At 57.8% G+C, this 23,478-nt stretch carries 26 protein-coding genes; 1 reads left to right on the top strand and 25 read right to left on the bottom strand.

Going from position 1 to position 23,478, the window contains the following annotated elements:
• Positions 1-79 precede the first annotated feature (79 nt).
• The 16 genes from ABEV74_RS21365 to ABEV74_RS21290 form a co-directional block, all read right to left on the bottom strand.
• Positions 80-574 (bottom strand): cell wall elongation regulator TseB-like domain-containing protein, encoded by a 495-nt coding sequence (locus tag ABEV74_RS21365; protein ID WP_430149434.1) that lies wholly within the window; start codon positions 572-574, stop codon positions 80-82.
• Positions 575-606: 32 nt separating this feature from the next.
• Positions 607-1,905: an amidohydrolase gene (locus tag ABEV74_RS21360; RefSeq protein ID WP_430149432.1), complete on the bottom strand. Its 1,299-nt coding sequence runs from the start codon at positions 1,903-1,905 to the stop codon at positions 607-609.
• Positions 1,886-2,542: a redox-sensing transcriptional repressor Rex gene (locus ABEV74_RS21355; RefSeq protein WP_213528835.1), complete on the bottom strand. Its 657-nt coding sequence runs from the start codon at positions 2,540-2,542 to the stop codon at positions 1,886-1,888. The genes ABEV74_RS21360 and ABEV74_RS21355 overlap by 20 nt, the downstream gene beginning before the upstream one ends.
• Positions 2,539-5,406: an ATP-dependent DNA helicase DinG gene (gene dinG, locus ABEV74_RS21350; RefSeq protein ID WP_430149429.1), complete on the bottom strand. Its 2,868-nt coding sequence runs from the start codon at positions 5,404-5,406 to the stop codon at positions 2,539-2,541. The genes ABEV74_RS21355 and dinG overlap by 4 nt, the downstream gene beginning before the upstream one ends.
• Before the next feature lie 16 nt (positions 5,407-5,422).
• Positions 5,423-6,115 (bottom strand): tetratricopeptide repeat protein, encoded by a 693-nt coding sequence (locus ABEV74_RS21345; protein WP_430149427.1) that lies wholly within the window; start codon positions 6,113-6,115, stop codon positions 5,423-5,425.
• A 137-nt stretch (positions 6,116-6,252) separates the two neighbouring features.
• The gene (panD, locus tag ABEV74_RS21340; RefSeq protein WP_062492789.1) at positions 6,253-6,636 is read right to left on the bottom strand and encodes an aspartate 1-decarboxylase; all 384 of its coding nucleotides are present in this window, start codon (positions 6,634-6,636) and stop codon (positions 6,253-6,255) included.
• Positions 6,621-7,520 carry a pantoate--beta-alanine ligase gene (gene panC / locus ABEV74_RS21335; RefSeq protein WP_430149424.1) on the bottom strand — a complete coding sequence of 300 codons (900 nt, stop codon included), beginning with the start codon at positions 7,518-7,520 and terminating at the stop codon, positions 6,621-6,623. The genes panD and panC overlap by 16 nt, the downstream gene beginning before the upstream one ends.
• Positions 7,517-8,404, bottom strand: a complete 888-nt coding sequence (panB, locus tag ABEV74_RS21330; protein ID WP_430149421.1) for a 3-methyl-2-oxobutanoate hydroxymethyltransferase — start codon at positions 8,402-8,404, stop codon at positions 7,517-7,519. The genes panC and panB overlap by 4 nt, the downstream gene beginning before the upstream one ends.
• Positions 8,405-8,748: 344 nt before the next feature.
• On the bottom strand, positions 8,749-9,735 hold the full coding sequence (locus ABEV74_RS21325; RefSeq protein ID WP_430149418.1) for a biotin--[acetyl-CoA-carboxylase] ligase: 987 nt from the start codon (positions 9,733-9,735) through the stop codon (positions 8,749-8,751).
• A 2-nt stretch (positions 9,736-9,737) separates the two neighbouring features.
• The gene (locus ABEV74_RS21320) at positions 9,738-11,039 is read right to left on the bottom strand and encodes a CCA tRNA nucleotidyltransferase (protein ID WP_430149415.1); all 1,302 of its coding nucleotides are present in this window, start codon (positions 11,037-11,039) and stop codon (positions 9,738-9,740) included.
• Between the two features lie 3 nt (positions 11,040-11,042).
• A complete protein-coding gene (bshA, locus tag ABEV74_RS21315) occupies positions 11,043-12,206 on the bottom strand; it encodes an N-acetyl-alpha-D-glucosaminyl L-malate synthase BshA (RefSeq protein WP_062492784.1) in 1,164 nt (387 codons plus the stop codon).
• Positions 12,207-12,295: 89 nt separating this feature from the next.
• Positions 12,296-13,003, bottom strand: coding sequence for a bacillithiol biosynthesis deacetylase BshB1 (bshB1, locus tag ABEV74_RS21310; protein WP_430149411.1), 708 nt, complete (start codon positions 13,001-13,003; stop codon positions 12,296-12,298).
• Positions 13,000-13,431, bottom strand: coding sequence for a methylglyoxal synthase (mgsA, locus tag ABEV74_RS21305; protein WP_062496793.1), 432 nt, complete (start codon positions 13,429-13,431; stop codon positions 13,000-13,002). Before mgsA ends, bshB1 begins: the two co-directional genes overlap by 4 nt.
• A gap of 45 nt (positions 13,432-13,476) precedes the next feature.
• On the bottom strand, positions 13,477-14,280 hold the full coding sequence (gene dapB / locus ABEV74_RS21300; RefSeq protein WP_430149407.1) for a 4-hydroxy-tetrahydrodipicolinate reductase: 804 nt from the start codon (positions 14,278-14,280) through the stop codon (positions 13,477-13,479).
• 5 nt (positions 14,281-14,285) lie between these two features.
• A complete protein-coding gene (locus ABEV74_RS21295) occupies positions 14,286-14,831 on the bottom strand; it encodes a tetratricopeptide repeat protein (protein WP_430149404.1) in 546 nt (181 codons plus the stop codon).
• Between the two features lie 54 nt (positions 14,832-14,885).
• Positions 14,886-15,221: a nucleotide pyrophosphohydrolase gene (locus tag ABEV74_RS21290; protein WP_062492781.1), complete on the bottom strand. Its 336-nt coding sequence runs from the start codon at positions 15,219-15,221 to the stop codon at positions 14,886-14,888.
• A 166-nt stretch (positions 15,222-15,387) separates the two neighbouring features.
• Between ABEV74_RS21290 and ABEV74_RS21285 the strand changes: the two genes are divergently transcribed.
• Positions 15,388-16,254 (top strand): YitT family protein, encoded by an 867-nt coding sequence (locus ABEV74_RS21285; RefSeq protein ID WP_062492780.1) that lies wholly within the window; start codon positions 15,388-15,390, stop codon positions 16,252-16,254.
• Here the strand turns inward: ABEV74_RS21285 and ABEV74_RS21280 are convergent.
• The 9 genes from ABEV74_RS21280 to ABEV74_RS21240 all read right to left on the bottom strand — a co-directional run bounded on the left by ABEV74_RS21280 (position 16,241) and on the right by ABEV74_RS21240 (position 22,967).
• The gene (locus ABEV74_RS21280) at positions 16,241-17,176 is read right to left on the bottom strand and encodes a sporulation protein YpjB (RefSeq protein WP_430149400.1); all 936 of its coding nucleotides are present in this window, start codon (positions 17,174-17,176) and stop codon (positions 16,241-16,243) included. The genes ABEV74_RS21285 and ABEV74_RS21280 overlap by 14 nt on opposite strands.
• A gap of 125 nt (positions 17,177-17,301) precedes the next feature.
• Positions 17,302-17,943 carry a DUF1405 domain-containing protein gene (locus ABEV74_RS21275; RefSeq protein ID WP_430149397.1) on the bottom strand — a complete coding sequence of 214 codons (642 nt, stop codon included), beginning with the start codon at positions 17,941-17,943 and terminating at the stop codon, positions 17,302-17,304.
• 82 nt (positions 17,944-18,025) lie between these two features.
• Complete coding sequence (locus ABEV74_RS21270; RefSeq protein ID WP_430149394.1) at positions 18,026-18,913, bottom strand: c-type cytochrome; 888 nt, start codon at positions 18,911-18,913, stop codon at positions 18,026-18,028.
• Between the two features lie 18 nt (positions 18,914-18,931).
• Positions 18,932-19,603 (bottom strand): menaquinol-cytochrome c reductase cytochrome b subunit, encoded by a 672-nt coding sequence (gene qcrB, locus ABEV74_RS21265; protein ID WP_062492776.1) that lies wholly within the window; start codon positions 19,601-19,603, stop codon positions 18,932-18,934.
• A gap of 17 nt (positions 19,604-19,620) precedes the next feature.
• On the bottom strand, positions 19,621-20,154 hold the full coding sequence (locus ABEV74_RS21260) for a Rieske (2Fe-2S) protein (RefSeq protein ID WP_062492775.1): 534 nt from the start codon (positions 20,152-20,154) through the stop codon (positions 19,621-19,623).
• Positions 20,155-20,372: 218 nt separating this feature from the next.
• Entirely contained in the window at positions 20,373-20,810 is a 438-nt protein-coding gene (locus ABEV74_RS21255; RefSeq protein WP_062496789.1) for a DUF2487 family protein, read from the bottom strand.
• 184 nt (positions 20,811-20,994) lie between these two features.
• Positions 20,995-21,177, bottom strand: a complete 183-nt coding sequence (locus tag ABEV74_RS21250; RefSeq protein ID WP_062492774.1) for an IDEAL domain-containing protein — start codon at positions 21,175-21,177, stop codon at positions 20,995-20,997.
• Positions 21,178-21,199: 22 nt separating this feature from the next.
• Entirely contained in the window at positions 21,200-21,682 is a 483-nt protein-coding gene (locus ABEV74_RS21245) for a gamma carbonic anhydrase family protein (protein WP_372447107.1), read from the bottom strand.
• Positions 21,683-21,776: 94 nt separating this feature from the next.
• Complete coding sequence (locus ABEV74_RS21240) at positions 21,777-22,967, bottom strand: hypothetical protein (protein WP_430149390.1); 1,191 nt, start codon at positions 22,965-22,967, stop codon at positions 21,777-21,779.
• Positions 22,968-23,478: the final 511 nt, after the last annotated feature.

Raw genomic sequence — 23,478 nt, 5'->3', positions numbered from 1 at the left:
CACTTCGCCTAGCAGACAGATCTATAGGAAAAGTATATCATAGCGCGATGCGCAAAAGGGGGTGTAATATCAGGAAACGTCAGTCGGCGGTACGTCCGGGAATCCGGTACGTTACCTTGTGCGTTCCGTCCTTAAAGTCGTAAAAATCGTAAAAATATTTGCCGCCCGCATCCGGCAGCGAATAAAACACTTCCCACGCCGGCTCGCCCTGCAGAAGTCCGGGGCGGATGCGGACGATATCGGCTCCCGCGTAGCGGCTGCGGACCCGTTCTTTCACCTCGTCCGGCGAGACCGCCTCGGCCGCCTTGACCGTCCGGATACCGCGATCCCGCAACCATACCCATACCTCTTCGCCGTCGCCGTCGATCCCTTTGACAATCCAGAACGTCTCGTCCCAGACGACCTTTTCAGCGCGCAATACTTCGGTCAGTCCGGCCAGCTCCTTCGCCCTTGCGGACGCTTCCCGTTCCTCGTTCCAGACCGGCTGCTGGATAACCCGGTAATATTGGTGGATGGCGATGACGGCGAGCAGCAACGCCGCAGCGGCAACGGCCGCCCAACGCCGCGGCGTCATGATCGGGGGCGCTTTTTTGCGTTGCGCCCGCATCAGCCGTTAATGAGACGCTCGAACGACTGTTGAGCGTCGCGGCGTATTTTCTCCTCGTCAAGCAGCGTGCACACGCCGCCTTTCACCACTTGGCGGCCGTCGATCCATACGTGGCGGACGTCGCGGCCGTTCGCCGCGTAGACGAGATGGGATACGAGATCGGAATGCGGATAGAAATGGGCCTGCTCCGTATCCAGCGCAATAAAGTCGGCCTTCATGCCGGCCTTGAGCACCCCGAGATCGTCCCGCCAGAGCGCCCGCGCGCCGTATACCGTCGCCAGACGGAGCGCTTCGATCGCCGGCACGGCCGTCGGGTCGCCCGATACGCCTTTATGGATGAGCGCCGCAAGCCGCATTTCGTCGAACAGATCGAGATTGTTGTTGCTTGCCGCCCCGTCCGTCCCAAGCGAAACCTTGACGCCAGCCCGAAGCATATCGGGAACCCGCGCGACGCCGCTTGCCAGCTTCAAATTGCTGGCCGGATTGTGGGATACCGATACGCCGCGTTCGGCCAGAAGCGCAATCTCTTCGTCAGTTAGATGAACGGCATGCGCGACGAGCGCTTGGCGCGAGAAGAAGCCGAGACGGTCCAGATGCTCGACCGGCCGGGCACCGTAATCACGGACGTTCTGCTCCACCTCCGCAATCGTCTCCGACATATGCGTATGGAGCGGCACGTTCAGATCGTGGGCGGCCTGCACGAACTGTTCGATATACGCCGGAGGACAAGTATACGGCGCGTGCGGGGCCATCATCGCCGTAATCCGGCCGTCCGCCTTGCCGTGCCAATCCCGGACGAAACGGATCGCCTCCTGCAGCTTCGACCGGCGCTCCTCTTCCGGCCCGAGACCGATAACGCCGCGCATCAGAGTGCCGCGAATGCCGGACTGCTCGACCACCTCCGCGACAACCTCCATCCGGTCGTACATATCGACGAACAGCGTCGTGCCGGATTTGAGCATTTCGACGATGGCCAGCGCAGCTCCCGTTTTCACGTCTCGTGCCTCGTATTTCGCTTCCATCGGCCACATCTTTTCCTGCAGCCACACTTGCAGCACTTGATCGTCGGAATAGCCGCGAAGCAGCGTCATCGACGCATGGCCGTGCGTGTTGATCATCCCGGGCATGAAGACGAGTCCTTGACCGCTTACTTTCTCCGCATCCGGCGACACGCCGGCAGGCGCTTCCGGACCGATATAGGCAATCCGGTCTCCTACTACATGCATATACCCGCGCACGACCGGATGCTCCTCATCCATCGTGACAAAAATTCCGTTCTCAATCAGCCATTCCTTCATCGGTTTCGTCCCTTTCTTTATCCAAATAATAGGCCAGGCTTAACAGTTGGGTCGTAAAATCGGCATGATGAATCCGAACCTCGTCGGGCGCCTTTAAAATGACCGGGGCGAAATTGAGAATGGCTTCAATGCCGGCCTCGATAAACCGGTCTGCAACATTTTGCGCTTCGACAGCCGGCACCGTAATGATGCCGACGCGGATGTCGAGCCTGCCGACCGTTTCCTTCAGTTCCTCCATCGGCTGAACGGTCAGGCCGTTGATTTTCATCCCGACTTTGCCCGGATGGGCGTCGAAAACGGCCGTAATTTTCATATTGTCCTCGACGTAGGTATTGTAATTGCACAGGGCATGTCCCAGATTGCCGGCACCGACAAGAGCGACGTGCAGCGGCTTGTCGAGCTTCAGGATTTGGCGTATTTTCTCGATCAGATACGATACGTCATAACCGATGCCCTTGCGTCCGAATTCGCCGAAATAGGCCAGATCCTTGCGGATTTGCGCCGGATTAAGGTCCAGCTTCTGTCCGAGCTCCTGCGACGAGACGGTCTGGACATCACGCTTGGACAGCTCCGTCAGAACGTTGAGGTATACCGGCAGCCGTTTGACGACCGCTTCCGATATTTTCGACTGCTTCATGCTTCCGCCTCCTTCCGATGGCCGCCTGCCAGCCATTCGCGCATCCTGGGAATCATTTTATCGAGATGCATATGCTCGATTTTCGGTCCCGGCAGCGAATACAGAAAATGTTTGCCGTAATACGTCTCAATCACTCGCGTGTCATAGATCAGCACGACGCCGCGGTCCTGCGCCGTTCTGACCAGACGGCCGAAGCCTTGCTTGAATCGGATGACCGCTTGCGGGACGGACAGCTTCATGAACGGATTCTGCTTCTGCTCCTGCAGCATTTCCGACTTGGCTTCGATGAGCGGATGATTCGGCGGCTGAAAAGGCAGCCGTACAATCGCCAGACAAGTGAGCGCTTCGCCGGGAATGTCTACTCCTTCCCAGAAGCTGCTCGTGCCGAGCAGCACCGAAGCAGGCTGCTGCACGAACCGCCTCGTCAGCTTGCTGCGGTTGCCGCCGTCCACACCCTGTCCCAGCACCTGAATGCCGCTGTCCGACAGCTCTTCCTTGAGCTTGTCGTAAGTGTGCCTGAGCATACGGTACGACGTAAACAGGACGAGCATCCGTCCGTTCGTTTCGCGGGCCGCCTCCGCAAGCGACGAAGCCAGCATCGAGACAAACCGTTCGTCGCCGTTCGCGCCCTTCAGAACGGGAAAATTGCGCGGAATGATGACGAGCGCCTGCTCGCGATAATTGAACGGAGAAGGCAGCTGCACCGTCTTGAGGCGGCCCTGCTCCTCCTGCCCCGACAACCCGATCTGTTCGCAAACGTATTGAAACGACTTCTGAACCGACAACGTGGCGCTTGTCAGAACGACGCTCTTCTTCCGGTTGAAGAAATATTCGCGAAGCTCGCCGCTTACATCGGCAGGCACGGCGAACAGATGAACCGATCGGCCGGGGCGGCCGGACGTTCCCGTTTCGATCCAGTAAACGGTGTCGGCCTTGTCCGCCTTAATGAACGTGCGCAAATCGTCCCGGGCTCTGGAAATATCTTTGACGCAGCCGTTCAAATCGGTCACGAGCGCCTGCATCGCATGGTCGTCCGACCGTTCCTTGATCTCCGACAACGTCTTGTCCAGCTTGCGGACGGCCGGCTGAAGCGCGGCGTAAACGTTCGCTTCGACGCCCGCGATCGTTTCCCAATCCCCAGGCATGCGATCTCTCCGCAGACGGTACACCGTCTGCGCGTTATCCTGGCTGTCGCCGCCTTTGCCCGCTACGCCATGCAGCAGCTCAAACAGCTTGTCCCAATGCTCTCTCGCTTCGGCGAGCGCCGGAATGAGCTCGTCGATCGTTTCCCGCCACGCTTGCGCGAATTCGTCGTCTTCGCCTGTCAGCTTGACGCGCAGCGCCATCAGAAGACCTTGACGAGCGTCTTTGACGAGCCGGGTAAGCGGCTGCACGAGCGAATAATAGGAAAGCTGCAGCCCGAGATGCTTGCCCGCCACTTCTTCCAGATGATGCGCCTCGTCGACGATCAGATGGTCATAGGCCGGCAGCAGCCGATGCTCGGCGCGTATATCGGTGAACAGCATCGAATGATTCGTAATAATGACGTCGGCCAGGCCCGCTTCATGCTTGGCCCGGTGGTAGAAGCAGCGCCTGAACCACGGGCAGGCGCGGTTCAGACAGGAGTCGGCGTCGCTTGCCACGGTGCTCCAAAACTCGGCTCCCTTGCTTCCGAGATTCAACTCCTCCTGATCGCCCGTTTCCGTCTCCCCGAGCCATGTCACCATTTGCGATGCGGTCAGCGCGTCGTCGATCGGCGAAGCGAAATCGCGGCTGTTGACTTTGGCTTCGAATTTGCGCAAGCATAAGTAATTGCCTCTGCCTTTAAATATCGCGGCTTTAAAAGGGAACGGAAGCAGTTCCTGCAGCAGCGGGATGTCGCGCTGGCGAAGCTGCTCCTGAAGATTAATGGTATGCGTGCTGACGACTATCTTTTTCTCCTGGCGGATACCATAATAAAGAGCAGGAATTAAATAGCCGAGCGACTTGCCTGTTCCGGTCCCGGCCTCGATCAGCAAATGGCTGTCGTTCTCCAGCGCCTCATGCACTTCCCGGAACATCTGGTCCTGCGCCTCGCGTTCCTCATAGCGGTCGAACAGATCGCGGAAGCGCGATTTGACGCCGCTCAAATATTGCTCGTACGATACGTTCTCGAGCGGCGATTCTTCCATTTCGGCCCGCGGCGGCAACTCATCGGTCCAGTCGCCGGCTTTGAGCGCGAATTGGTTATAATAGGCGTAGGCGTCCGGATCGACGGAAGTTTGGGTTTGCTTCCAATCCAAAACTTGACGGACGAACCAGCCCAAATCGTCATACTCCGGAATAATACCGGCGAACCGTTGAAGCGTCAAGAGCGGCAGCTCCCGCATTTTGCGAACGCAAGCCGCGAACAGTTCCGCCGTCGCCATGGCGTCGCTGTCGGCCTGGTGCTGGCGGTCATGCCTTATGCCGAACAGCTCCGTTACCGAACCGAGCTGATATGTGCCGAGCGACGGATATAAAATGCGCAGCAACTCAATCGTATCCAGCCTTCGTCCGACGAACGGCCCGTATCCGCACCGGTCGAGCGCCGTATTCAAAAAAGAGGCGTCAAACCCGACATTGTGCGCGACGAGCACCGTGTCGCCGATAAGCCGGACGACTGCCATCATCACTTCATCGAGCTCGGGCGCATTTTCGACAGTGCGGTCGTCAATTCCCGTCAATCGGGTAATGAACGGCGGAATGCCGCCGTTCGGACGGACGAAGGAGCTGTACGTATCGATAACGGCCAGCTCCTCGTCAAGCACCACGATCCCGACTTGTATAATATCATCATCGGGCTGATGACCCGTCGTTTCCAAATCCAACACAGCAAATTTCATCCGGTTCCCGATCCTCTCACATACAACTAAGCTCGGCGCTCCCGAAATACAAAGCCATGTGGCCGCGCTTTTCCTTGCATGATTTCAAATTATTCAGCGGGTCCGCAAAGCCGGGGTCGGTTTCATGGGCTTTGCGAAAATAATATTCCGCTTGTTCCAACTGCAGATGAACGGCCTGGATGCAGCCGAGCGCATTGTATCCGAGAGCCTGCAGACGGGGATGGTCGGTCAATGCGACCAGCAGTTGAAAATGCTTCTGTGCTTCGTCCCACTGCTGCAAATGCATGAACGACATCGCCAAAAACAGACGCGACAGGTTGCATTCCGGCGCCTTGGCGACAGCCGTTTGAAAAGCGTCCGCCGCCTGCTCGAACATCAACAGCTTGAAATAGCCTTGTCCTTTGGTCAAGTATAAGGCAGATTCGGATAATGCCTCCGCGTCGGCCGGCTCGCCGCCGGTTCCCTTCGCCTGCTTGCCGGCAGAAGCTTTCGCCGGTTGATCCGGCTGCTGCGTTCCGCCGGCCATTTCGTAAAATGCCGACATTTTTTCTTCAAATCCCAGCCATTGTTCGATCAGGGAGTCGCTTACGGTGCGCAGCTGATCGATCTGCTCGTTCAGGCGCAGCCGCTCTTCATCGGAAACATGGGGATAAGTCGTCAAAATTTCATCAAGCAGTTCATTCATGACCGCAAACATTTGGCGAAACATAAGCCGCATCCCACCTTCGCTTCGAATGAGAAAGTGTTACGCTCATTCTGCGTCGATGGGGTGCTTTTCATACCCCATGCCAGCCGTTACATAAGGCTGCAATTACGCAGCAGCCTTCAGTCAGCATAATCCTTTCGTTACAAAATAGTGGCGTGCTTCTCCTCCGCCATCGTCGCGACCGGACGGTTATGCGAATCCAGTACGATTACTTTCGGCGCGTACGCCTTCGCTTCCTCCTCGGTCATTAAACCGTAAGAAATGATGATAACCTGGTCTCCAGGCTGTACGAGCCGGGCTGCCGCCCCGTTAAGGCAGATGACGCCCGATCCCCGCTCTCCCGGAATAACGTACGTTTCCAGTCTTGCGCCATTGTAATTGTTGACGATTTGGACCTTTTCATTCGGCCAAATATCGGCCAGTTCCATCAATTCTTCGTCGATCGTAATACTTCCGACATAATTGAGATTGGCTTCGGTTACCGTCGCCCGGTGAAGCTTCGATTTCATCATGGTGCGGAACATGCTTGAGTCACCTCCTGCAGATTCAGCAGACGGTTGTCAATGAGACGCGTGCTGCCGAATTTGACGGCCAACGCCAAAATCAGTTCCCCGGAAATTTCGGCCAGCGGCGTATCGGCGCCGGGCTGTTCCAGTTCGGGATACGTCAATACTTCCACGTAATCGATGACGGCCAGCGGCGCCGTCCGGATATGCGATTTGACCCGCTCTTCCAGAATGGGAGCGGTCATGCCGGGCTCCGCGCTCCACCTCTGTGCGTGTTCGAGCGCCTGCGACAGCACGACGGCCTGGCGCCGCTCTTCGGGAGACAGGTACACGTTGCGCGAGCTGAGCGCAAGGCCGTCGGGCTCCCGAACGGTCTCCACCGGGACGATGTCGACCGGAAAATTCAAATCTTCGACCATCGTCCGGATGACCGCGATTTGCTGAGCGTCCTTCATACCGAAGTATGCCCGATCCGGCCCGACGATGTGCAGCAGTTTGCTGACAACTGTCGCCACCCCGTCGAAGTGTCCCGGACGCGAGGCGCCGCACAAGCGTTCGGTTACGCCGCTGACCGATACGATCGTGCGCTGCCGCTTCGGATACATCTCCTCAACGGTTGGAAGAAATACGAGATTGGCGCCGCATTCGGCGGCGAGCTTCAGATCGCGGTCCTCGTCTCGCGGGTAACGTTCCAGATCTTCGTTCGGGCCGAATTGCAGCGGATTGACGAAAATGCTGATCACCGTAAAATCGCATTCCGCGACGGAACGGCGCAGCAAAGCGGCATGCCCTTCATGCAAATATCCCATCGTCGGAACGAATCCGACGGACGCGCCGGGATGCTCGCGCCGGAAGGCGGCGATCCGCTCCCTTACGTCGGCAATGCTTCTGCTAATGTTCATGGCGTCTTCCTCCCGTCTTGCCCGCCGTACAACGACATCGCCTCATCCTTGCTTTGCGCCGCCGTCGCAGCTTCGAATGCGTGGCGCTGTTCGGGAAATGCGCGTTGTTTGACATCGCCGACATAGCGGCCGATCGCGTCGCGAATCGTCGTGCCGATATCGGCATACGTTTTTACGAACCGTTTCTCGCGGTAAGGCGAAGCGTATTGCAGCAAATCATGGAAGACGAGCACCTGACCGTCGCAATGGCGCCCGGCGCCGATCCCGATTGTCGGAATAGACAATCGGTTCGTAATTTTCTCGGCAATCGGTTCGGTGACGAGCTCCAGCACGATAGCGAATGCGCCCGCGCTTTCGAGCGCAAGCGCGTCCGCGAGCAGACGCTCCGCTTCCTGTTCCAGCTTGCCCTGCACTTTGTAGCCGCCGATCTGATGAACCGATTGCGGCGTCAGGCCGATATGGCCCATAACGGGAATACCCGCGCGCACGCAGGCCGCCACTTCGTCGGCGATTTCCCGGCCGCCTTCCATCTTGACCGCATGCGCCCCGCCTTCCTGCATAAGTCGCGCGGCGCTGCGAAGCGCCGTCTCGACGCCGACACGGCTGGTCATAAACGGCATATCGGCGACGATAAACGTGCCGGCGGCGCCGCGGGCCACCGCTTTCGTATGATAAATCATGTCGTCCAGCGTTACCGGAATCGTCGTCTCGTATCCCAGCACGACATTGCCGAGCGAATCGCCGACGAGCAGCAGATCGATTCCCGCTTCCTCCGCCAGCTTGGCCGACGGATAATCGTAAGCGGTCAGCATCGATATCGGAACGCCTTCCTGTTTCATGTTTTTCAATTTCGTAATGGTGAGCGGCCTATGGCTATGGCTCATCGTTATCCTCTCCTTTTTGAATGAGAATGCCTGAACGCAAAAAAAAACCTTTTAGCCGCCGCTAAAAAGGTTCCCAATCAAAAGGAAACGCAAGCCGACAAATTGAAACGCAACCGTTATCGGTGCATAGGCCGTTCCATTGGTTCCTATGCTTGCTTCCTTCTGTCTCGGTCCCTACGGCTCAGAGCAGAGTGCGCAATGCCTGCAGTTACTTCTTATTAACCTGTATCATACCCCATAACACGACGGTGCAGTTCGGCGACATGCGATACCGCCCGTTCGTTTCGAGTATAGCAGAAAATGTTGCGGCCGTAAATGAACGATCATCTGCCCCGGACATCTCGTTATTCGCCGCCTTCTTCCGCAGGCTCGCCCATTTCCGCCGAAAAAACGTCGATTACCGTGCCGTCTTTTTTCCTTACCTTGATTGCGCCGCTGTCGTCCAGGGCGATCGGCGTACCTTCCACGATTCCTTGCGGGGTCGTCAGCACGGCGGGCCGGTTCAGCACGACGGCCAGCGCTTCCCACAACGACTTGACCGGACCGAACCCTTCCGTCAAATACAGCTCGTACAATTGTTCCCACTCGCCCAGGAAATCGGCAAGCAACGCGGTCCGGTCCAGCTTGCGCCCGCATTCGATCGCCAGCGACGTCGCCTTCGCGGCCACCTCGGGCGTATAGTCGGCCGGCTCGAGATTGACGCTGATGCCGACGCCGGCCACAATATAGCGCAGCCGCTCGTCTTCAGCCGACGATTCCAGCAAGATTCCGCTTATTTTTTTGCCGTTTACAAGCAGATCGTTCGGCCACTTGATGCCGATCGGCAATCCGGTGTTGCGCCGCAGCGACCGGCAAAGCGCGACGGCAATCAATAACGTGATCTGCGGAGCGGAATGCACCGGCAGCGGCGGGCGCAGCACCATGCTCATCCAGATGCCTTTGCCGAACGGCGAAATCCAGCTTCGCCCCATCCGGGCCTTGCCGTTCAGCTGCCGCTCGGCAATGACCAGGGTGCCTTCTTCCGCGCCTTCCTCCGCAAGCTTCTGCGCGGCGTCCTGCGTCGATCCGAGCTCGTCGTACAAATAAACGCGCCGGCCGAACCGCTGCGTCCGCAGCTGCCCCATCAGCGTGTCCGCCGTGAGCCGGTCCGGCTTTCCGACAAGCCGGTAGCCGAGTCGTCGGGACGCCTCGAACCGGTAGCCGGCCTCCTCAAGCTTCCGAATCTGCTTCCATACCGCCGTCCGGCTGACGCCGAGCTCTTTGCTTATCGTCTCACCGGACACATACTGTCCGGGTTTCGCTTCAAGCAGCTCCAGCAACGTTGGAGTCATCGTCAGTCACCCCTGTTTTTGTTCCATGTTTCGGCCTGCTCGAGAAGCGCCTCGCGTTCGTTCGGCAGCCGGCCGTACGCCACTTCCCGAAGCAGCTTGTCCAGCAATCGGCCGACGGCGGGGCCCGCCGTCAGACCGAGCCGCCGAATCAGATCCGACCCGCCCACGGCCAGCTCACGCACGGAAGCCGCAGGCAACTCCTTAAGCCATGTCCGGCGCTGCGCCTGCACGTCGGACGGCACGAGCCGGCAGGCGCCGGCAATGGACAGCCAGCCGTCCGCCGCTTCCGCGCCGCATGCGAGAACAGCATCGATCCATTGCGTGCGACTCGCCGAATGAACCGGATTCTCCGGCACCGGTGCCGGTTCCCCGAGCGGTCTCTCTCCGCCTGTCATGGCGTGAAGGCGAACGACGGAAACGATCCGTTCCGTCTCCGCTTTCGGAAACCGCAGCGTCTTCAGCGCGGACGCGGCATCCTCGGGACTTGCGCCCGCCATCATGAACAGCGCGGCCAGCCGTTCGCTCAGTCCGGCGACTTGGCTCAGTCCCCCGGCGCAGCGCGCAAGCGGGCTTCCCGGGTCCGGCCGCTTTGCCGCCCGCAGCGCTTCAGGCAGCGGTTCCTTCGTATACGCCGCCAAACCGCCCGCCGTCAACAGGGCGAGCCCCCGTCCCGGGTCCGGGCCTGCCATTATTTTCTCCAGCTCGGCGCGAATCCGTTCCATCGCAATGTGGCGCAGCAGCTCGCGGCACCGGACTAGCGCCTTCCAAACCGAGAAGGCGAGCCGGAAGCCGAAAACGGAAGCAAAGCGGATCGCTCTCAGCATCCGCAACGCGTCCTCGCGAAACCGTTCCTCCGGATCGCCGACGCAGCGGATAACGCGGCGTTTCAGATCGGCGATGCCGCCGAACGGGTCGACGACCGTCCCGTCCGCCCGCATCGCGATCGCGTTGATCGTAAAATCGCGGCGCATCAGGTCTGTCGTCAAATCGTCGACGAATTCGACCTCCGACGGTCTGCGGTGATCGTGATAGCCGGATTCGACGCGGTATGTCGTCACCTCGCAGGTCCGACCGCCCGAACGGACCGTTACCGTGCCGTGGCGAAGGCCGGTCGGCAGCGTCCGCGGAAACAGGGCGGCGACTTGCTCCGGCAAAGCCGAAGTGGCGATATCGATATCGGCGAGCGGGCGTCCCATCAACGAATCGCGGACGCAGCCGCCGACGAACACCGCCTCAAATCCGCCGCTCTCCAGCTTCCGAATAACCGGCAGCGCCTCCTGCATCAACGGATCGAGCGGCCGCATCGGTCAATCCCCGCATACCGGAACCGGAAGTTCCGCCTCGACGCCAAGCACCCGGTAATAAATGCGTTCGTACTCCGAGGTGATCAAATCGTTGCAGAACCGCGTTCTCGAACGTTCGATGCAGGCGGCCCGGAAGCGGGCGTACAGCTCAGGCTGCGTCAGCAGCCGCACCGCATTGCGCGCCATTGCTTCCACATCCCCGATCGGCGAAAGATAACCGGTTATTCCGTCCAGCACAAGCTCGGGGATGCCGCCGGCAAGCGAGCCGATCGTCGGCACGCCGCATGCCATCGCCTCCAGGGCGACCAGGCCGAAGCTCTCCTTCTCCGAAGGAAGAAGCAATAGGTCGGCCATCGAGATCACTTGGGCGACATCCTCCTGCTTGCCGAGAAAATGAACGTTGTCTTCAAGCCCCATCTGCTTGATTTTGCACTGTATTTTCGACAACTCCGGGCCTTCGCCGACGAGCAGCAGCTTGCTCGGAAGCTGCTCGGCCACCAGCGCAAAAATATCGATGACGTCGCTGACGCGCTTTACCGGACGGAAGTTGGAAATATGCATCAATACTTTTTCATGCGGCAGCGCGTAGTCGTTGCGAAGCTGGCTTGCATCGCGCGGATAATAGATCCGTTTGTCCACGAAGTTATAAGTCAGGTCGATCGGGGAATCGATATCGAGCAGCTCTCGCGTCTCCCGGATCAAATCGTTCGAAACGGCGGTTACCGCATCGCTGCGATGAATGGCAAGCCGGATCAGATCCTTCAGCGACTCGTCCTGCGCTAGCACCGTAATGTCGGTGCCATGCAGCGTCGTGACCGTTTTCAAGTCGCGCCCAACCATCTCTTTCGCCAGATAAGCGCATACCGCGTGCGGAATCGCATAATGAACATGGAGCAGATCGAGCTGCTGCATGTTGACCACCTGGGCCATTTTGCTCGCAAGCGACAGGTCGTACGGCGGATAACGGAATACGTAATAGTCATTGACTTCGACTTCGTGATAATAAACGTTTTTGCTGAAATGTCCCAGTCGAAACGGAATGCTGTGGGTAATAAAATGAATTTCGTGCCCTCGTTCGGCGAGCAATTTGCCGAGTTCGGTTGCTACGACACCCGAACCACCCAGTGTGGGGTAACAGGTTATGCCGATTTTCAGCTTTCGCGCCATAGCGGTGCCCCCCCGTAATTGACATATGGCTTCAATGTCCGGTTTTCTAAAATATATTCGCGCACAACCCGGTCTACATCAGCGGACGATCAAAATAAATCGACTGCAAACGGACGCTTCATCGCGAATCCTTCCGCATAAGCGCAGGACATCGATTGGCCGAGCAGCGCATCGCGCGCTTCCACGCGCTCCACATACCGCTGGTTAAGCGGAGTCGCTACCCGGTCTTCGCCGGCTTCCACCGGCGCGAATTGCGACCGGTACGCTTCGAGCGCGCGCCTCTTCGTCTCCTGAAACGGGGTAATGTCTACGGTCAATGTGACGTTCTCCACATCGTTGATATAATAGAAAACCAGTTGGCTGACCTGCCAGGCCGGCAGCTCCGGTCGGTAGCGGAGCAGCTTGGCGTTGAATACCGCTTCTTCGACCATCCGGCTGCATTGATTGTGATCCGGATGGCGATCGTTCCAATACGGGGCAAATACGATACGCGGGCGAAAACGGCGAATTTCCGCCGTTATCGCGCCGATCTGCGACTCGTCGAACGACAGCCCGCGATCGGGCAAACCGAGACAGGTTCGGGCCGATAAACCAAGCACCGCAGAAGCGGCGGCGGCTTCCTGCCGCCGCAGTTCTACGGTGCCGTTGGAGGACATCTCGGCCGCGGTCAAGTCGCATATGCCGACATGCAAGCCGGCATGCACATGCTTGGCGATCGTCCCCCCCATCCCGATCTCGGCATCGTCCGGATGAGCGCCGAATATAAGTATGTCCAGTTTATCCAGTTTACGGATCATATCGTCCCACCTGTCTGTTCATCGGCCTTGTATTTGTGGACAAGCTCCCTCCATGCAAAATCGCCGCGCTCCAGCGCCTTGACCAGCAGTTCGGCCGTCGCCACATTCGTTGCGACCGGAATGCCCTGAACGTCGCACAGCCGAAGCAGCGCAATAATATCGGGTTCGTGAGGCTGCGCCATTAACGGATCGCGCAGAAAAATGATCAGATCCAGCTCATTGCGCGCTACAAGCGCGCCGATCTGCTGATCTCCCCCGAGCGGTCCGGACAGAAATCGATGTATATTCAGATTGGTCTTCTCCATAATCCGCATGCCGGTCGTCCCGGTCGAATACAGCTTATGCGGCCGAAAAACGTGCTCGTATGCGGTAACGAAGTTGACCATCTCTTCTTTTTTTCGGTCATGCGCGATGAATGCGATGCTCATTTGTGCCATCATTTCTCTCCCCCTCGGGCTTGTACTGCGTTAGCGTCAGTCCATCAAATGCTCGAATCCGTAGATGAGCCCCTTGTAGGTCATCACCTTTTTGATCGCTACGTTCACGCCCGGCATATAGCCTGCCCGATCATACGAATCATGCCGGATTTTCAACGTCTGGCCGAAAGCGCCGAAAATGACTTCCTGCTGGGCGAATACGCCGGGCAGCCGCACGCTGTGAATGCGGAAGCCGTTGTAATAGCCGCCCCTCGCGCCTTCGATCGTCTCTTCCTCTTTCGGATTGCCTTGACGAAACTCCCGGCGCACCTCGGAGATCAGTTCGGCCGTCTTGACCGCCGTTCCGGATGGAGCGTCGAGCTTCTGATCGCCGTGATATTCGATAATTTCGAGATGCGGAAAATATTTTGCCGCTTCGGCGGCGAATTTCATCATCAGAATGGCGCCGATCGAGAAGTTCGGTGCGATCAGACCGCCGATTTCCCGCTCCCGGCACAGCTTGTCCAATTCGTCGATTTGCTCCGGGGTAAAGCCCGTCGTTCCGACGACCGGACGAACGCCGTGCTCGATCGCCGTTTTCGTATTGCCGAAAGCCGCGTGCGGGACGGTAAAATCGACCAGCACATCGGCTTGCGCATCCGCAAGCGCCTCATCAAGCGTCCGGGAAACCGGAACGCCGCAAGCCGGCTTGCCCGCAAGCTCGGCCGCGTCGGTTGCGCCGGCCGACGGATCGACGACCGCCACAAGTCGCAGCGCCTCGTCCTCCAGCACCATCTTGACAACCTCCCGGCCCATGCGGCCACCTCCGCCCGTTACGGCTACTCGTATCTGTTCTGTCATCGTCATCACCTGTTCTTTCTTCGTTTATGTCTGCCGGCGCGATCGCGCATAAAGCGCTGTTTCCGCCTCAAGTCCGCATACAGCGTGCGGGCGGCCGAATGGCCCGGATCGAGCCGCAGCGCTTCGCGGGCATATACGGTTCCTTCCTCCAGTCTGTTCATGCCGGCGCATGCCAGTCCCATCAAATAAAACGCTTCGAACGAAAGCGGGTCGAGCTCGGTAACCTGACGCAGCAGCGGCAGAGCGCCCTCGGTTTGCGGCGGTTCCTCCGCAAGCAGCTTTTCCACTTCGATCAGCAGTATTTTGGCTTCGATCGTCCGTTTGTGAAACCGGTATTCTTCGCGCCCGGGCTCGAGCCCGACCGCTTTCTCCGCATGCAGCAGCGCTTTCGGCCATTTGCCGCTTCGCGAACACGATATCAAACATTTATAATGATAGTCGGCATTGTCCGGATCGGCTTCAATCGCCCGATCGAACCAGTCGATCGCCTGCTCGAAATCCCCGCTTAATATCGATTCGTAAGCTTTTTGGATATATATGCCGCCGTCCATCCGCCTATCCTCCTTGTACATGGCGTGATGGTACAGCATATGTAGAGGCGCCCTTTACGGTTCGGCGTTTTTCTTCGTCCAGCGGTTCGCATCGCGCGTGGCGAACTTGTGCATCACCTTGTTATGGGCTTCCGTAAGATCGATTTGCAGCGAATTGGCGAAGCATATAATAATGAAGAGCAGATCGCCAAGCTCCATCTCGATCGAATTGTCGGCTTCATCCGCCTTCTTCGGCTTCTCGCCGTAAAGATGGTTCACTTCCCGGGCCAGCTCGCCCGCTTCCTCGGTCAGCCTGGCGAGCATCGCCAGCGGACTGAAGTAGCCTTCCTTAAACTGGCCGATATATCGATCGACCTCCCGCTGCATCTCGGCCAATGATTTCTCTGACATCGGCTATGTTCCTTTCGGCTGTAGTTTTACAACTCATATGTTAACGTAAAGCGATGTCGAACACAACGTTTTTCAACGTAAAGCATCGTCTGCCGGTTAAACCTTGGGCACAATTTGATATACTACCAGTATCGGAACCAATATTGCCGGAAGGAGGTCGTTCGTGATGCTGCGCAACTGGGGAGTAAGGCTCCGCACGATCGTTCCCATTCTGCTCGGGACGGCCATTTACGCTTTCGGTTTACAGTTTTTCGTCATTCCGAACCAGCTGATGGAGGGCGGCGTGACCGGCATCGGCGTGCTGCTGAATTATGCGCTCGGCTGGCCGCTTTCCGTATCGACGCTGGCGCTTAATATACCGCTGTTTCTGATCGGCTGGCGATTGCTGGGGAAGGAACAGATGGCTTACACGCTGATGGGAACGGTATCGCTGTCCGTTTTTCTGGCCTTTTGGGAAAAGCTGATCGAGCGGGGATGGATCACGCCGTTTCATACGTCCCAGGATTATATTCTGGCCGCTTTGTATGCCGGCGTTACGCTTGGCGCAGGACTCGGCATCGTCTTTCGCTTCGGCGGCACGACCGGCGGCACAGACATTATCGCCCGTATCGCATCAAGATGGCGCGGAATCGGCATCGGGCAAGTGATATTGGCGCTTGACGCCGTCATTATCGGCGCCTCCCTGCTGTTCATTCCGATCGAAAAAGTGCTTTACACGCTTGTAGCCGTCTTTATCGCTTCCAAGCTGATCGACTTTATTCAGGAGGGCGCTTATGCGGCCAAAGCGTTCTCGATTATTACCGACCGCGGGGAAGAGCTCGCGAAGCGCATTTCCGAGGAACTGGATCGCGGGGTGACGATTATGCCGGCGATCGGCGCTTATTCCGGACAACAGAAGCAGGTCGTCTATTGCGTCGTATCCCGCCATGAAATTCGCAAGCTGAAGGCGATGATCCGCAATATCGACCCGCGCTCGTTCGTCGTAATCGCCGAAGTGCACGATGTGCTGGGCGAAGGGTTCAAGGAGGAGTAATCCGCTTGCGGCGTTTTTCGGAACGTGGACGTTCTTTCGCATAAATCGGCTGCGGCTTGCCTTCCTCTTGCCGTGCCACGACAATATAAGGCTCGCGCATGCGCCGATGCCAGGCCGAATAGGCAAGCATCGCCACGATGAAAGCGCCGATCCAGAATGTCCATACCGCCGGTATGCCGACTATCGGAATCGCTACGGCCGGTTCGTTGTCCGTTTCTTCGCTGCCGTGAAACAACAGCGCCAAAGCGTCCTCCGCCATATCGAAAGAAGCGGCGACCGCGGACTTCTCGCCTTTTCCCTCGGCGGCTTGCGCGAGCAGCCGGTCCATGTAACGGATGGCGCTTTCCGCGCCGGCCACCGTGTCCGGAGAGCGCTGCATGAGCGCCGCCGCTATGACCCGCTCTTCGTGCTCCCGCAGCTGTGCCATCGCCGCGGAGGCGGCGGCTGCCGCGTTGCCCGTCTGGCGGTTCCAAGCCTTTTTGACGCGCGCGATATCGTCGCGCATTACGGGTTCGTACTGCTGCCATAACGGGCGGCCGGGACGGACGAGAACGTCGGCGACAAGCCGGATGCGGGCGGCCGGAGCATACCAGGACGAACCCGGCTGACCGGATTCGAGCGAATGTTTGACCGCCGACAAGCTTTCCCGCACCGAGCGCCAGCCGTCGGGCGTTCCGTAGGCCGTCAGCCGCGCATCGCGCATCAGCCTATCGAGCCGTTCGGCAGCCTGGTAGCCGGCTTGCCGGTTGCCTTCCGAAGCGGCGGCATACAAGCTGATCGCCGCCTGTTCGAATCGAACCCGCAATTCTTTTTGCCCTTTCCCGTATAATGCCTCTTCCCCCAGCGCCTGGGAGTTACGCGCATATCCGATTGCAGCCAAAACCAAACAGAGCGCGACGATAATCCCGAACCGTTTGTTCATGGCAATCCCCTCCCATATGGCTTGCCGCCCGCACGTCGGACGGCCTATTCGTTGTACCATTGTATGAGAGGTTGTCCGCCTTTATTCCGTTCGCGGCATAACTTCGGCCAAAGGACGGCAGATCGTTACCGTGTTCCGGTTCGGCCGCGGACGGCGACTGCCAGCCAGACCGTCAGCATGCTGAACAGCGATAAGCCGTACGTAAAGGTGCGAATCGCCGGCATATCGTCGTCAAGCACCTTCGGCAGCCACGGGTTGACGCCGAACGTATAGTCCACCGTATCGTTGAGAAGCAGCCAGAGCGTCGCCGCGAATGCCGCCATCCGTCCGAACTGCATAAACCGCGCGTAGAGCAGCGCCTCGACGGCCATGCCGAGATGGGACACGACCAGCATATAGTGCTGCCAGTTCAGCGGATCGCCCTGAGCTGCTCCGGCAAAAATCATGACGACGGCCCATATCCCGTATTTGACGGAAGTAACCGCCGCCAGCCCCTCAATAACGGCACGCAATACGCTGCCGGGAAGCGAGGGCCGCTCGGGCGGAAAAAGCAGATAAAGCAAGCTTAGCGTAAAAAAGAGGCTCGCGGTCGGACTGTCCGGCACAAACGGAATCATCCATGCCGGTTTGTTGTCGATCGTAAACAGCAGTTGATCCCCGTACCACAGGTAACCGTATATCGTGCCGAGCAAATTGACGGCGAACAGCGTCCAAAGAACGCCGCGATTCATCAGAAAAGGTCGGCCGAGTAGCGAAGCGAACGGCATTCCATCGCTCTCCTTCCCGATTTCAGCAAAAAACCTGACCGCGAACGATCAGGTTTTGCTTTGCAGTAAAATGCGATTGATGTTATTCGGCCGCGGCTTCCGCCTTCTGCTTGGACAGCCAAGTGGCCAACTGGTCAATTTCATCCGCGCTCAATTTGTCCTTGAAAGACGGCATACCCGGCGGAATGCCTTCGGTAATCACATTGACCAGCTCGTCTTTGGACAACCGGTCGCCGACGCCGCGCAGCGCCGGAATGTTCGCTCCCGGCTGGCCTTTCAGATCGGTGCCGTGGCAGGACAGACAGGTCGCTTTTTCCGCGATTTTCTTAGCCGGATCGTCCGCAGCGACGATCGGCACTTCCTGCTCTGCCGGCGGCTTGTTGCTCGGCGGTTCTTTGCCGGCAAGCGCCGCTTCGCGTGCCTTCTCTTCACGCTCGATATGCTCCGGAACCGTGTTCGTCAGCTCAAGCTGATGCTGATAGTGATCCCAGGACACCTTCGTCAAATAGACGAGCGCGATAAGCGATACGAACATCAGCGACGAAGCGATCGGACGGCGATAGAAGCGGCGCTCCTTGCCCGTATCCAAAAACGGAGCGAGCAGTAGTGCGCCGAATGCGACCCCCGGCACGCCGATCGTGCCGAGCACGACATAATCCCCCGATGCGTACGGATACTTCAGAAATTGATACAGAAACAGGAAGTACCAGTCCGGCATCGGAATATAGCCGACCGTATTCGGGTCCGCCGGATAGCCGAGCGGAGCGGGGTGCGTAATCGTCAGGACGAGAAAACCGACCAAGGCGACGCAACCCACCATCCATTCCTTGAGCAGGAAGTTCGGAATAAAAGCTTCCGACTTGCCCGGAAATGCGGTGTAATCCGGCGGTATCATCGTATGTTTGCGTTTACGGATTCGCGAGTCGCCGACGTAAACGACTTTCTCATTCGAGTTGTGACCGTGCGCCATTATTGCCCCTCCCTTCTCTTATAGCGGTCCCGAAATGCCTTGCTTCCGAATGGTGAAGAAGTGTGCGGCCAGCAGAACGAGCAGAGCTCCCGGCAGGAAGAAGACGTGAATCGCGAAGAATCGAGTCAGCGTTTGCGCGCCTACGATGCTGCCGCCCTGCAGAAGTTCGGCGATGTAAGGGCCGATATACGGAACGGATTCGGCAATCTGAATGCCGACTTTGGTTGCAAAGTATGCCTTGTTGTCCCAAGGCAGCAGGTATCCGGTGAAACCGAGACCCAACATGACGAAGAAAATGAGCATCCCTACGACCCAGTTCATTTCGCGCGGAGCCTTGTAAGATCCTGTAAAGAAAACGCGAAGGGTATGTAGGAACATCATGACGATAACGAGGCTCGCGCCCCAATGGTGCATGCCGCGCACGATGCCGCCGAACGGAACTTTATGCTGCAAATAGTCGACGCTGGCATATGCGTTGATAATATCCGGTACGTAATACATCGTCAAAAACATGCCGGACAAAATTTGGATGACCGTAATAAAAAACGTCAGACCGCCGAAACAATAGACGAAAGCGGAGAAATGATGGGCGGGGTTGACGTGTTCCGGAACTTCGTGATCCGCAACGTCCCTCCACATCGGCGTAATGTCAAGACGTTCGTCAATCCAGTTGTATATCGCTTTAAACATCTGATTTACGCCCTCCTTTAAGATACGCGGGAATTCGGCTTGAGTGGTCCCAGATAAACGAATCCGTTCTCGATTTTCAGCTCGTATTCATCGAGAGGCTGCGGGGCAACCGTCAGATTCTTGCCGTCGATCGAATAACGGGCGTCGTGGCAAGGACACACGTATTCGTTCTTCTGATCCGTATTCCACCCGATCGTGCACCCGAGATGCTTGCATATCGGCGAGAGGGCGTAAATTTCGCCGTTGGCGTCCCGCGTAATCCAGGCCGCTTTCTCCGGGTCGCTCTCATACCAGCCGTCAACCTGGTGAACCTTGAACTTGAATTCCTGCGGCTCTTGCGTAACTTTCGCTTCCTCGACAACTTTAACCCAAGTGCCTTCTTCCTTTTTTTGCAATATAGGATCCACTGCAAACCGGAGCATCGGAAGGACGGGACCGACAGCCATAAACGCGCTGGCGCCGCCGAGCGTATACGCCAAAAATTGACGTCTCGTCATCTCCTTGCGCTTCACCGGGCGGTGTACGGATTCTTCGTGTTCGTGGTTGCTCATCTTCTTGTTCTACCCCCTTTGCCAACCGTATCTCGTGTTTTGCAGACACGGCAAAACACACGACGAACTAAGACATAACCTATAATAGCCTAGGTGTACAAGAGCGTCAAGAATTTGGCATTGCGATTGAAGCCCGTTCCAATTGGCCGGCTCATTTTGTTACGATTTTGTCACATTTGTCCTTGCCTGCCACTTGTTTTCCCCCGCGGATGGCGATTCTATTCTCCCGCTTCGGAATTGCTCGCCGGCGAACCCGACGACCACAGGCGGCGGATCGCTTCCGCGACATGCGAAGCGTCGGGCGCTTTGCCGTCCGGCTCCGGCGCCACGATCAGGTCGGCCGACGGCGCCGTCAGCGCCAGTCCGAAAGTTCCCGTCACAAGCACGACGTACCGGAAACCGGCGGCTTTCGCGCCTGCGCAAAGGTCTTCGAGCAGCGCCGGCGAATCCGCTCCGTAATGGCATGCCGGATAAGTGACGACCCGTCCCTTGAACGGAATTTCGATCAGGTCGAGAACGTCCCGCAATCGCTCCAACGCCTTCGTCGCCTCATACGGCCGCTCCCGTCCCGTCAGGCCGGTCACCGGAAGCAGGCACGTATCGAGATACGGGGACAGCTCATCCCATTGATTCTCGCTGATGTCGCTGAATTTCATAATGCGCATCGGCTCCTTCCATATTATTGTTCGCCGGTTAATGCGAACTTATCCTATCTTACATGACGATGCGCTGTTTTGCCCAGAGAGCAAAAGGATGATTGCGGCGAAGCATGTAAAAAGCCCGCCCGCCACCCTCGGGTGTCGGACAGGCTTTTGTATCCCAGCAATATGGCACCGCCGCTCAATGCCGCAGTGCGTTCAGTTCCTCGGCCAGCCGCCGGAACGTATCCTTGTCTCCCTCGACAAGCGCCGAATCGATCGCCCGGTATATACGTTCGGTACGAAATTTCAGCACAGCCTCGTCCAGCACCATCTCGGCCGCCAGTCCCAGTATCGCTTCATACGCCGTTTTCGCATTGTCCATAGGATACACCTCCACACGGGGTTTAAGAGATCCTATATTCCTTACCTTTCACCACATAGCTCTCCATTGTCTTTCGCATCCGCTGCAAATCGCCTTCCGTCAGTTCCCGAACAACTTTGGCGGGTGAACCAAGTGAAAGAGTATAGGATGGGATTTTCTTGTTCTCGGTAACGAGCGAACCGGCTCCTATTAAAGCATATTCACCGATTTCGGCACCGTTTAGTACGATGGCCCCCATTCCGATTAATGTGCCTTTACCTATTTTGCAGCCGTGGATGATGGCGCCGTGGCCGACCGATATTTCATCGTCCAGCAGAAGCGGCTGGCCGGTATTGACATGGCCGATGACGCCGTCCTGGATGTTGCATCTGCTGCCGATGCGGATCGGGGCCAGGTCGCCCCGCAGCACCGCGTTGAACCAGATTGAGCTTTCCGCGCCGACGGTGACGTCGCCGATCAGCTTCGCGCCCTCGGCGATATATACGTCGTCAGGGACTACCGGCATCCGGCCTTGATAAGGCAATATCACATGGATCTCTCCTTCGATATGTAGTGAGAGATTCTACCAGACGGCGGTTCCGCAAGTCAACGCCGGTTGGCTAGGACAGCGCGATCCTGTCGCCGTCTTCCACCCGGACGCCGGCAACCGCGGACCGTCCGCCGGCCGTCATGCGCAGTACGACTTCTCCCTCTTCGCTCTCCCCTACCCGAAGAAGGCCAAGATGCAGCATCATCGCCACGATGCGCTGTTCGAAAATCGCTTCTTCGGAGTCGTAGTAGAACGGCTTGATAAACGGCGTCAACACCTGCTTCAGCGATTCCGCCGTCACCCAGCGGTCGGCCAGGCTGTCGATCCAACCGACCAGCGCCTGAAGATTCGGAATCGCTCCCTTGTACAGCCTGATCCAGAAGCGGTACAGCTTGGCCGTTTCTTCGCGTTCGGCCGATTGCAATCGTTCCAGCCCGGCGGGCGTCAACGCCAATACCGGCCCGCTCTCGTCCAGCCATTTGGCGAAATAGCAATAGTCGTACAGCAGCGACATGCGGCTCGGATATTCCTTGAACTTTCTCCCGTAACCGAACCGCCAGCCGCCTTTCGGCAGCTCTTCCCTTACGCCGAGCAGCTCCGTCAGCTGCTGAACGCTCCTCTTGTACATCGACCCGTCGGACGTGAGCGGCACATCGTAATGATGGACGTAATGGAGGAAACGCCGGATATCGTCGGCAAGCAGATGCTGCTCATCGCGGTAAGCCGGCGGCTCGCCGGTGTAGACGAGCCGTTCGGCAAATTTGCGCCGCATCGACTCTTTAAACCGCATTTTCAGGTCTTCCGGCACCTGGAACAAATAGCGGTGAACGCCGCTGTGCCCGTTAAACAGCCAGCCCTGATGCTTGAAGCGCAAAATCGTCTCCCGCGGCGACTGCCAGGCCGCGGCCGGCTCCTGCTTCCGCTCCGGCTTGCCGCGTTTTTTTCTCCCTTTGGCCGGCATCTCGCCAGCCGGTTCCGGTTGATCCGGCTCGATGCCGAAGCGGCTCTGCTGCACCTTGGCCACAAGCTCCTCAAGACTGAAGGAATTGCGCGATTCGAAGATGATCGTGCTCAGAAACCGCATATCCTCCAGCCGAAGCCGGCCGATCTGCTCCTCGAACACATCGTTGCGGCCGACAGTCGCCAGGATCGACTGAATCAGCTCGTGCTTGGAATGGCCGTTGCATTCGCAGCGATAAACGTCGGCAATCCGGCTCAATTGCTGAATGTCGGCATAACCGAGCATTTCGGCCAAATTCATCTTGAACCCACCTCCTTCCCTTGCCTGTCTTTCTATCGATGTACTACCATTATGGGAAAATCTTCGCAATTTATAACCGCCGATGCCGATGAATATCGATTGAACGACAAAAGGGGCTGTCCCAAAAGGTCTTGAAAGACCTAGGGACCGCCCCTTCCTTTTTGTCCTATAGCGGTCTCGTCCGCCACCGGACATTGTGGCAGAAGAGTAGCCGTCGCGATTATGTTGCTGTCGGACCGCTCCAGCGGGCCGATGTCGCCGGCGATAGCCGAAGTTGGCTATGCCAGCGAGCGATGTCACCGGCGACAGCCGAGCGACCTATTCCGACGGGCAGGGGCCGCCGGTAACAGCCGAAGAGCGGTGAATACTGCAAAAGTGCAGGATTTTTGCCCCCGACAGATGTCTTTGGCTCAAATTACTGCGAAAGTGCAGGATTTTTTGATCACTTCCGCCTTACACGCCGCTTGGAGGCCAAAAATACTGTATTATCGCACTAGCGTTGCATCAAAGA

The sequence above is a fragment of the Paenibacillus cisolokensis genome, from assembly GCF_050481165.1.
GTDB lineage: Bacteria > Bacillota > Bacilli > Paenibacillales > Paenibacillaceae > Paenibacillus_AH > Paenibacillus_AH cisolokensis.
Note: the sequence above shows the minus strand (reverse complement) of the source record. Positions and strands in the feature narration are given on the sequence as shown.

Coding starts and splice junctions, on each gene's coding strand:
- ABEV74_RS21365 (WP_430149434.1), bottom strand. CDS start 574: ATGACGCCGCGGCGTTGGGCGGCCGTTGCCGCTGCGGCGTTGCTGCTC.
- ABEV74_RS21360 (WP_430149432.1), bottom strand. CDS start 1,905: ATGAAGGAATGGCTGATTGAGAACGGAATTTTTGTCACGATGGATGAG.
- ABEV74_RS21355 (WP_213528835.1), bottom strand. CDS start 2,542: ATGAAGCAGTCGAAAATATCGGAAGCGGTCGTCAAACGGCTGCCGGTA.
- dinG (WP_430149429.1), bottom strand. CDS start 5,406: ATGAAATTTGCTGTGTTGGATTTGGAAACGACGGGTCATCAGCCCGAT.
- ABEV74_RS21345 (WP_430149427.1), bottom strand. CDS start 6,115: ATGTTTCGCCAAATGTTTGCGGTCATGAATGAACTGCTTGATGAAATT.
- panD (WP_062492789.1), bottom strand. CDS start 6,636: ATGTTCCGCACCATGATGAAATCGAAGCTTCACCGGGCGACGGTAACC.
- panC (WP_430149424.1), bottom strand. CDS start 7,520: ATGAACATTAGCAGAAGCATTGCCGACGTAAGGGAGCGGATCGCCGCC.
- panB (WP_430149421.1), bottom strand. CDS start 8,404: ATGAGCCATAGCCATAGGCCGCTCACCATTACGAAATTGAAAAACATG.
- ABEV74_RS21325 (WP_430149418.1), bottom strand. CDS start 9,735: ATGACTCCAACGTTGCTGGAGCTGCTTGAAGCGAAACCCGGACAGTAT.
- ABEV74_RS21320 (WP_430149415.1), bottom strand. CDS start 11,039: ATGCGGCCGCTCGATCCGTTGATGCAGGAGGCGCTGCCGGTTATTCGG.
- bshA (WP_062492784.1), bottom strand. CDS start 12,206: ATGGCGCGAAAGCTGAAAATCGGCATAACCTGTTACCCCACACTGGGT.
- bshB1 (WP_430149411.1), bottom strand. CDS start 13,003: ATGATCCGTAAACTGGATAAACTGGACATACTTATATTCGGCGCTCAT.
- mgsA (WP_062496793.1), bottom strand. CDS start 13,431: ATGAGCATCGCATTCATCGCGCATGACCGAAAAAAAGAAGAGATGGTC.
- dapB (WP_430149407.1), bottom strand. CDS start 14,280: ATGACAGAACAGATACGAGTAGCCGTAACGGGCGGAGGTGGCCGCATG.
- ABEV74_RS21295 (WP_430149404.1), bottom strand. CDS start 14,831: ATGGACGGCGGCATATATATCCAAAAAGCTTACGAATCGATATTAAGC.
- ABEV74_RS21290 (WP_062492781.1), bottom strand. CDS start 15,221: ATGTCAGAGAAATCATTGGCCGAGATGCAGCGGGAGGTCGATCGATAT.
- ABEV74_RS21285 (WP_062492780.1), top strand. CDS start 15,388: ATGCTGCGCAACTGGGGAGTAAGGCTCCGCACGATCGTTCCCATTCTG.
- ABEV74_RS21280 (WP_430149400.1), bottom strand. CDS start 17,176: ATGAACAAACGGTTCGGGATTATCGTCGCGCTCTGTTTGGTTTTGGCT.
- ABEV74_RS21275 (WP_430149397.1), bottom strand. CDS start 17,943: ATGCCGTTCGCTTCGCTACTCGGCCGACCTTTTCTGATGAATCGCGGC.
- ABEV74_RS21270 (WP_430149394.1), bottom strand. CDS start 18,913: ATGGCGCACGGTCACAACTCGAATGAGAAAGTCGTTTACGTCGGCGAC.
- qcrB (WP_062492776.1), bottom strand. CDS start 19,603: ATGTTTAAAGCGATATACAACTGGATTGACGAACGTCTTGACATTACG.
- ABEV74_RS21260 (WP_062492775.1), bottom strand. CDS start 20,154: ATGAGCAACCACGAACACGAAGAATCCGTACACCGCCCGGTGAAGCGC.
- ABEV74_RS21255 (WP_062496789.1), bottom strand. CDS start 20,810: ATGAAATTCAGCGACATCAGCGAGAATCAATGGGATGAGCTGTCCCCG.
- ABEV74_RS21250 (WP_062492774.1), bottom strand. CDS start 21,177: ATGGACAATGCGAAAACGGCGTATGAAGCGATACTGGGACTGGCGGCC.
- ABEV74_RS21245 (WP_372447107.1), bottom strand. CDS start 21,682: ATGCCGGTAGTCCCTGACGACGTATATATCGCCGAGGGCGCGAAGCTG.
- ABEV74_RS21240 (WP_430149390.1), bottom strand. CDS start 22,967: ATGAATTTGGCCGAAATGCTCGGTTATGCCGACATTCAGCAATTGAGC.